Source organism: Halobacteriovorax sp., assembly GCF_041587335.1.
In the GTDB taxonomy this organism is placed as follows: Bacteria; Bdellovibrionota; Bacteriovoracia; order Bacteriovoracales; family Bacteriovoracaceae; genus Halobacteriovorax.
Genome location: NZ_JBFGYP010000129.1, coordinates 1 through 7,881, shown reverse-complemented (window position 1 = coordinate 7,881; position 7,881 = coordinate 1). Strand labels below are relative to the sequence as shown.

Sequence of the window (7,881 nt, the reverse complement as noted above, 5' to 3'; positions counted from 1 at the left end):
TATTTTGCCGCTGCAACAGTGGCCTTAAATGGGTCTCTTCTTTCATCAACATACCAATCAATTTTTAGACCAAATCTCTTCCCAGTGTATGGCATGAATTGCCAAGGACCTACGGCCCTGGCCCATGACTTAGCTTTTGTTTGAAATCCAGACTCGGCCATCGCCAAGAAAATTAAATCTCTAGGAAGTCCGTTATCCTCTAAAATCTTCCCTAGTAATGGTGCGTATCTCCCACCTCTAGCAGAGTATCTTTTAAAGAAGCCTCTACCTCTTGTTAGGAAATAATTAATCCATTTCTTAGTTGCTGCATTATAGACAACAGGAATATCAAAGTAGTAATTATCTAGTTTTAAATGTTCAGCACCATACAGAAAGTATGTCTTCCCATCGTAGTCCGATGGATTGATTTCTGCACTTCCTGCCATAGATGTACTCATCGTAGAGTTATCTACAGACTCTCTAGCATCATTGGCCCAAGTTAAATGTTTAGAAAGAACTTTTTCTTCAGTCTTCTCTACAACACTTTCTTTAACTGCCGGCTTAAGGCTCGAACAAGAAAGTAGAGAAGCTCCGATAAATAGCTGAATAAATATTGATTTATATATCTTCATAACTCTTTAAAATCCTTTTTAACTCTTCTTATGTACTCAGAATAATTCTAAACTATATTGTCTAACGAAGAGTTCCCTCAGTCAAACGAGAAGAACTCTTGTTAATTCAATAATATCTGATTAGCTTTCTGCACCTTCTATTAGTGAGTTAGCTTCTACTCCAGAAAACTCATCATTCTCCATCATAGAATCGACAACTATAGTACCCACACAATCACCAAATACATTAACAGTTGTTCTAAACATATCTAAAATTCTATCAACAGCTAGAATCAGACCAATACCTTCAATAGGTAGTCCTACTGCTCCAAGAACTATACTCATTGTAATAAGTCCTGCTCCAGGAATTGCTGCCGCTCCAATTGCTGCTAATGAAGCAGTCATGAAAATTACAATTTGTTGCCCAATACCTAAGTTGATTCCATATACTTGTGCAATAAAGATAGCTGCAACAGATTCGTACAATGCAGTTCCATCCATATTTATTGTTGCTCCAAGAGGGAGAACAAACTTAGCCGTATCTTTTCTAACCCCGAGATTTTCCTCTACACAAGTCATTGTGATTGGAAGAGTTGCGGCCGATGAAGAAGTTGAAAATGCTGTAAGAAGTGGTGAACTTAAATTCTTTAAAATATACATTGGTGACTTTTTCATTCTCCAAGATGCAATAAACATTAGAGCTACGGCATGAAGAAGAAGACCTATAACTACAGTCGCCATATACTTTGAAAGTGAAACAATTGCTGAAAATCCAGTTCTTGCCATTATGTCCATCATAAGAACAAAAATACCAACTGGAGCAAATTTCATAATTACGTGAGTAAGCCTTAGAGTCATGGCCTCTAAACTTTCCATGAAGTTAACAACTGGCTGAGATTTCTTTGGCATATATAGCGCAACGATACCAAACATAATTGCAAACACGATAACTTGAAGAACTGTCGAAGTTGCCATTGCTTCAAATGGGTTTGTTGGTATTGCATTTACTATTACATCAAGAATCGTTTGATAGAGACCTTTTGACTGAGTCACCTTCTGATGCATAACTTCTGATAATCCACCTAGGCCAGCGTTTGATTGTATCCCCTCAACTCCAACACCTGGCTGAATAAGGTTTACCATTATAAGTCCTACAAAAACTGCAAAAGCTGTTGTTAAAAAGTAATAACCTACAGCTTTTCTCCCCATAGATCCTAAACTTTCAGGCGTACCAAGGTGGTACATTGCCATGAAGATTGAAGATAATACTAGCGGTACAATTACCATTTTAAGAAGTCTTATAAATATTGTTCCTATTGGCTTAAGATAAGCTGCTAGCTCTCCATTACCACTAAAGTAGAGCGCTAGCCCTGCTATTAGTCCAGCAACCATTGCTATCCCAATCATCTTTGCTTCTTTCTTAGATGCTTCCTGCATTTATTTCCCCTTTATCACTTTTCTATATTTCAATTTGCTAAAATACTCTTATGTTAAATCACCCTATAACTTTCATTATGATTTCCCTAAGTATCGTCCTTCTCATGTCGACGTTAATTCTTAGTCTTGGAAATCCCATGATCTTTCACTAGGAACTCCAATGCAATCACTTGTTAATATTGGCAAAATAATCGTATTAACTATTCTCGTTGGAACTGGCCTTCTTGTAAACAGGGCATTTTCTAAAGTTGAAGCTCCTAACTATGATTTTACGTTAAATAAACTTGAGCCTTTTACTCCAGGAAAGAGTATAGATGAACTCCCAAAAGAATTAGGAAAAGGTGAAGTCACAGAAGATAAAGGAGAGACTAAAATAGTTCGCTATTCACTAGTTCATGCCAGATATAACTTTCCAATTTACGTACAGATTAAAAATAATATTATTTTAGATTTTTACGCAAGATTTCCAACTTACTTTCTACACGACTCATTTCATCAGTCTTTAATTAATAAATTTGGAAAGCAAAGTAAGTACTACAGACAAGAGAATAATGCAGTCTATGCTTGGAATGATTTAGAGAATTTTCGAGTTATTTACAGTGGATCTTGTACCGTAACGTGTTTTCCAAACTATGTAAGCTATATTCAAAAGTCGAAAAAAAAGGGAGACTTCGTCCCCCTCATCAATAAATTTAGCAATAACTTTTTAGGAAAAAAAACTAAATAGGGTCTTCTCTCTTTGAATTTAAGAACATTGCAAGAAAACCTACAATAATCATTATCATGCAAAGTATTTGTCCCATAGTAGTTGTTCCACCGAAGTAGTACCCTAACTGTTGATCTGCCTCTCTAAAGAATTCAATAAAGTATCTAAAGAATCCATAGCCAATAACAAATGAACAAGCAATCACTCCATGCCGCTTAACTTTAGTTAATAGAAACCAAAGAATTAATGTAAGAAGCAGCCCTTCAGCAAATCCCTCATAAAGTTGAGAAGGATGTCTTGGATATGGACCACCTGTTTTAAAAACCATTCCAAAAGAAGAGTCTGTTACTCGTCCGTAGAGCTCACCATTAATAAAGTTTCCAATTCTTCCAAAGAATAATCCAGGAGCTCCGGCCAAAGCAGTAGCATCCATAACCTGGGCCCAGGAGACATTATTTTTTCTACCAAAATACCATCCTCCAAATAAGAGTCCAGCTAATGCTCCATGAAAACTAAGTCCTCCTTGCCACACATAAAGTAGTTCAGATAAGTGACTTGAGTAATAGTCCCAGTTATATATAAAAACATATGCAAACCTTGCTCCTAAGAACATGCAGATAAGCATAGTAGTAATCATTGAGTCGATATTTTCTTTTTGAATTTTAAAGAATCCTCTATCTACTAATTTCTTTAAAAGAAAATTTGCAATAACAAACCCTACAACATACATCAGTCCATACCAGCGAACGCTCACCGGGCCAATGGAAAAAATAATAGGATCTATATTAAGTGGATTCATGTAACTCTCCTGCATACTAAAATAAATATGCAATTATGCTACTCTTGTTGACTGTGCTTTACAATGTTTTAGGATTTTAAAGATTTGAGGCCACAAATGTAGCCTCATTATATTTATAGATTTAAGTCAGTTCTTGGTTGAAAGCTCTCAGCAGGATAAACTAACCCTTCATATGTTCTACAAATTGATTGGATCATCTGCCTTGTAGGAATAGTCATTCCTCCGAAGCTAAAGTATGAGCAGTGTGCTGATAAAAAAGTTAAGAATTGCTCAGGACCCATTTTGATTGACCTGTCTCTAAGGCTACTGTCGAGCTTTAAAAGCTTGAACGAGCTTTTCATTTTCTTCTGTCCGTCCTGTGTATAAAGCGTTCTTTTGAAGACGTCGATAAATACAACCTCTCCGCCCGCTTCCGATGGCTTTTGAACAACCATTCCTTCATCGACAGGAACACCCCATATACCAATAACTCCAAGAGGAGCTAATGACCAAGAGAGAAACCTCATTAAAATAACTTTAGTCGCAAGTTCTACGCCTTCAGATCCAAAATCTTCCACGCAGCCCATTTCCCATTCTTTAAATGAATGTCCGTAAATCATCAATGCAACCCCACGGTAGCGATAAACGTTATAACTTTCTTTTGGGTGAATACTCTCACTCCCAAATTGATCAGACTCACTATATAGGCCTATCTGACGCATAACCCCAGGAGATGCTTCATCTATCGTCAATATCTTACCAAATTGCTCACCACTAAAATCTGAAAGCATCTTTTCTGATTCTTCCGAGCTCAATTCGTTAAATTTCAAACTTTTTATTAGGTCTACCAAGTCTTTTTGAAAGCTTGATTTATTTAGTCGTATATAAACAGGAAGAGCATGCCCCTTAAAGTACTGAAAATACGTATAATTTGATTCTTCCATAATCCCCTCGCTTATTCAAACAAGCCTAACGGCTTAAGGGCCTAGATTTACAGGCCATTCCCTTAGTAAACTTATCGACTCCAAACCTATTTCCCTTAATAAAGTTTGGCCTAATTCTGCCCCCATTTCCCCTTTAAATCTTGACATACGGCCCCAAATTTTATACATCTTCTAGATTCTGAATAAAAGTGACCAAAGTTAGGGTAACAAGATTCTCCAAAAACTGTGAGGGCCCCTGAATTTGTCAAATACTAGGAGTATTAAATGTACGGAGTTGTTGAAATTTCAGGACACCAGTATAAAGTTCAAGCTGGAGATGTTCTTGATGTTGAAAAACTAAGTAACGAAGCAGGATCTACTGTTGAGTTAGAAAAAGTTTTATTTATTGGTGGAGAAAAGACTTTAATTGGTCTTCCAACTGTAAGTGGTGCTAAAGTTACTGCAAAAGTAATTAAGCATGAGAAATCTAGAAAAGTAATCGCTTTCAAAAGAAAGCCAGGTATGTACCAGAAGAAGATGGGTCACCGTCAAAACTATACTGCTCTTTTAATCACAGAAATCAATGACGGTAGTGGTAACATTACTAAAATCGATGCTGATTCAAAAGCTGCAAAGAAATTTTTAAAATAAGTTTTAATTAGGAGAATAAGTCATGGCACACAAGAAAGCCGGTGGTTCGACAAGTAACGGACGTGATTCAAACCCAAACATGTACGGGGTTAAGAAATTTGGTGGTGAGAAAGTCATCCCAGGAAACATTATCATCAGACAAGCAGGGAACAAGTTCCACGCAGGTCCAGGTGTTAAGCAAGGAAAAGATTGTACTCTTTTCGCTGTAACTGAAGGTTCGATTAAGTTTTCTTACTACAACAAGAAAAAACAAATCGTATCAGTTGTACAAGGTTAATTGATATTTTCAAAAGTTTATAATAGAAGGGAATCCTTATGGGTTCCCTTTTTTTATATGGGCCTAGATATTTAATAGTGAGTTAGTTAATGCGGTTTATAGATGAAGTTACAATCACAATTATTAGTGGAAACGGCGGCAATGGTTGCTCAAGTTTTCGTCGAGAAAAGTTCTACCCATTAGGTGGACCAGATGGCGGAGATGGTGGCGACGGTGGAAGCATTTTCATTCAGGCCGACAATGGAATTAACACTCTCGTTAATTTTAGAAGTAAGAAAATTTTTAAAGCAGAACACGGTCAAGACGGAATGACGACACAGAGACATGGTCGTTATGGTGAAGACCTAACATTACATGTGCCAGTTGGAACAATCATTAGATCTGCTGAAACAGGTGAAATTATTGGTGACCTTACAGAGCACGGACAAAAGATCCTTATGGGTGAAGGTGGCCGAGGTGGAATTGGAAATATTCACTTTAAGTCTTCTGTAAACCAAGCTCCAAAGACGGCTACACTTGGAAAAGAGGGCCGTACAATTGAAATAGAGCTAGAGCTTAAGCTTATTGCTGATATCGCTTTAATTGGGCTCCCTAATGCAGGGAAATCAACACTGATATCATCTATCTCTGCAGCGAAGCCAAAGATTGCTGACTATCCATTCACTACGCTTGAGCCAAATTTAGGTGTTGTAGATATGGGAGACAATCAATCATTTGTCGTTGCCGATATCCCAGGTCTTATTGAAGACGCCTCAGAAGGTAAAGGGCTTGGAATAAAGTTCTTAAAACATATTGAAAGAACTAAGGCATTTGTACACTTAGTTGATGTATCTTGGTGTTTAAATGAGTTCGAGGCTTTCGAGCAATATGTTACAATTCGTGAAGAATTAAGAAAATACAATGAAGAGCTACTTAACAAAAAAGAGCTTATCTGTTTAACAAAAATTGATGCGATGACTGAAGAAGAAATTGAAAAATATGTTTCATTTTTTGAAGAGCAAATCGACAGAAAGGTACTTCCACTTTCATCAGTATCAGGAAGAAACGTTGGTCTTTTAAAGTCTTTGATGTTAAAAACTTTTGAAGATTACCAGGTATAAGAGATATATATGAGCACAGATTTTATTACTAAAGAAGTTGAAAAAATTGTTAACACTAAAGAGCTTGAGTTTCCATTAAATATAGCAATGGCAACTGCTTGGATTCTAGGTAACTTTAAGGGAATTAACTTAAAGGTACTAGATGTTGCAAAGTCGAGTTCTTTAACTGATTTCTTCGTTTTAGGTTCAGCAACAAACCCTACAATGGCCCAATCAATGGCCGATGAAATAATTAAGCAAATGAGAGTTCACGGTTATGAAGTCATCTCAAGAGAAGGTTCTCAAAAAGGTGACGATTGGATTCTTTTAGACTTTGGCGATATCATCGTTCACGTATTCTTAGATATATCTAGAAGTGTATACGACTTAGATAATCTTTGGGAAAATGCTGTTGAAGTTGAAATTCCAAATTCATACTACTTCTCTTCAGATGATGAAGAAAAGTCTGATAAAGATTCAGGAAAGAGCTATTTCTAGTGAAAGACCTTCATCTTATCGTTGTTGGAAAATTAAAAGATAAGAATATAGAAGCTCTTGAAGAGAATTATCTTAAAAGAATTAAATCACCTAAACTTCACATTCATGAAGTTAAGTCACATAAAGAAAATTTAGATCTAGAGGCCAATGAAGTTGAGAAAAAACTCAATGACATTGGCTCTACATATCCAATTCTACTTGCAGAGAATGGACAGTTATTTGATAGTCCAAAAATGTCTAAATGGATGTTTAACCTTTTAGAGGTAAAATCGGAAAAGATTGTTTTTATTATTGGAGGAGCAAGTGGTCACGGAGAGAAGATCATTAAAAGATCAAAAGAGAAGCTCTCACTCTCCCCTCTAACCTATCCTCACAAGCTTGCAAGACTTCTCTTTGTAGAGCAGATATACAGGGCGCTCACGATCAATACTGGGCACCCTTATCACAAGTAGAAATTAAACTAGCTTACAATACACCGATAGACTTTTTAACTTCTTTTAAAAACTCTGAGGCCTTAGGTCTAACTTTCTCAGCACCTTCACGAAGAATTAAATCAATTTTAGATTTGTCCGCCATTAATTCGTAATACTTCTCTCTAGGACCCTTTAGGTTCTCATTGATCACATTGAAAAGCTCTAGCTTTGCTTCTCCCCAACCAATACCTCTTCTATACCATGCATCTAACTCAGCGACTTGGGACTCTGTTGCAAATAACTTATAGAAGTCAAAAACGACAGAGTTATTAGGGTCTTTTGGAACTGATGGCTCTGAAGAGTCCGTTGTTATTTTATTAATTGTCTTTCTAAGCTTTTTCTCAGTTAAAAAGAGTGGGATATGATTATCATAACTCTTACTCATTTTACGCCCATCAAGACCAGGTACAAGTGCTCCTTCTTGAGCTTTCCCCTCTGGTAAAGTAAATATGTCTCCGTAGACATGATT

General features: G+C 36.6%; 9 protein-coding genes and 2 pseudogenes. 6 read left to right on the top strand and 5 right to left on the bottom strand.

What is annotated here, in order from left to right; genetic code table 11:
- Positions 1-611, bottom strand: a 611-nt coding sequence (locus ABX784_RS14040; RefSeq protein WP_372655687.1) for a transglycosylase SLT domain-containing protein, incomplete at its 3' end; no start/stop codon positions are given.
- 120 nt (positions 612-731) lie between these two features.
- Positions 732-2,027: a dicarboxylate/amino acid:cation symporter gene (locus tag ABX784_RS14035; protein WP_372655686.1), complete on the bottom strand. Its 1,296-nt coding sequence runs from the start codon at positions 2,025-2,027 to the stop codon at positions 732-734.
- A gap of 160 nt (positions 2,028-2,187) precedes the next feature.
- Between ABX784_RS14035 and ABX784_RS14030 the strand changes: the two genes are divergently transcribed.
- Positions 2,188-2,754, top strand: a complete 567-nt coding sequence (locus ABX784_RS14030) for a hypothetical protein (protein WP_372655685.1) — start codon at positions 2,188-2,190, stop codon at positions 2,752-2,754.
- Here the strand turns inward: ABX784_RS14030 and lgt are convergent.
- Both lgt and ABX784_RS14020 read right to left on the bottom strand, forming a co-directional pair.
- Positions 2,747-3,532, bottom strand: coding sequence for a prolipoprotein diacylglyceryl transferase (gene lgt, locus ABX784_RS14025; RefSeq protein ID WP_372655684.1), 786 nt, complete (start codon positions 3,530-3,532; stop codon positions 2,747-2,749). The genes ABX784_RS14030 and lgt overlap by 8 nt on opposite strands.
- 113 nt (positions 3,533-3,645) lie before the next feature.
- Positions 3,646-4,455 (bottom strand): hypothetical protein, encoded by an 810-nt coding sequence (locus tag ABX784_RS14020; protein ID WP_372655683.1) that lies wholly within the window; start codon positions 4,453-4,455, stop codon positions 3,646-3,648.
- Between the two features lie 264 nt (positions 4,456-4,719).
- On the opposite strand from ABX784_RS14020, the pseudogene rplU reads away from it, so the two are divergent.
- The 5 genes and pseudogenes from rplU to ABX784_RS13995 all read left to right on the top strand — a co-directional run.
- Positions 4,720-5,019, top strand: a pseudogene (gene rplU, locus ABX784_RS14015) (50S ribosomal protein L21); the annotation flags it as partial.
- Positions 5,020-5,107: 88 nt separating this feature from the next.
- Complete coding sequence (gene rpmA / locus ABX784_RS14010; RefSeq protein WP_372655682.1) at positions 5,108-5,362, top strand: 50S ribosomal protein L27; 255 nt, start codon at positions 5,108-5,110, stop codon at positions 5,360-5,362.
- A gap of 89 nt (positions 5,363-5,451) precedes the next feature.
- On the top strand, positions 5,452-6,462 hold the full coding sequence (gene obgE, locus ABX784_RS14005) for a GTPase ObgE (protein WP_372655681.1): 1,011 nt from the start codon (positions 5,452-5,454) through the stop codon (positions 6,460-6,462).
- 9 nt (positions 6,463-6,471) lie between these two features.
- Positions 6,472-6,939, top strand: a complete 468-nt coding sequence (gene rsfS, locus ABX784_RS14000) for a ribosome silencing factor (protein ID WP_372655680.1) — start codon at positions 6,472-6,474, stop codon at positions 6,937-6,939.
- Positions 6,939-7,391, top strand: coding sequence for a 23S rRNA (pseudouridine(1915)-N(3))-methyltransferase RlmH (locus ABX784_RS13995; RefSeq protein ID WP_372655679.1), 453 nt, complete (start codon positions 6,939-6,941; stop codon positions 7,389-7,391). Before rsfS ends, ABX784_RS13995 begins: the two co-directional genes overlap by 1 nt.
- A 13-nt stretch (positions 7,392-7,404) precedes the next feature.
- On the opposite strand, the pseudogene ABX784_RS13990 reads toward ABX784_RS13995, so the two are convergent.
- Positions 7,405-7,881, bottom strand: a pseudogene (locus ABX784_RS13990) (tryptophan--tRNA ligase); the annotation flags it as partial.